Here is a 202-nt window from a genome sequence, read left to right on the forward strand (position 1 = left end):
ATCCCGGTCGTCCTCCCGACGCGGACGCTCATCCCGTCGATCCCGGTCATCACGCCGATCCCGACCACCCTGACCCCGGAAACCACCACGGTCATCCCGCCGGTCATCCCGCCGGTCGTCCCGACCGCGGAAACCACCGCGATCCCGGTCATCCTCCCGACGCGGACCCCGCGGACGCTCATCACGCCGATCCCGATCCTCA

The 202-nt window shown here is 70.3% G+C and carries 1 protein-coding gene; it reads right to left on the reverse strand.

Translation table 11 applies throughout. The features are described from left to right. Nucleotides 1–185 (reverse strand): hypothetical protein (locus GCU69_RS04305; RefSeq protein WP_156205162.1); only part of this gene is annotated, 185 nt, incomplete at its 3' end. Between the last annotated feature and the right edge of the window lie 17 nt (nt 186–202).

Origin of the sequence: Streptomyces lycii (assembly GCF_009735685.1) — a bacterium.
Lineage (GTDB): Bacteria > Actinomycetota > Actinomycetes > Streptomycetales > Streptomycetaceae > Streptomyces > Streptomyces lycii.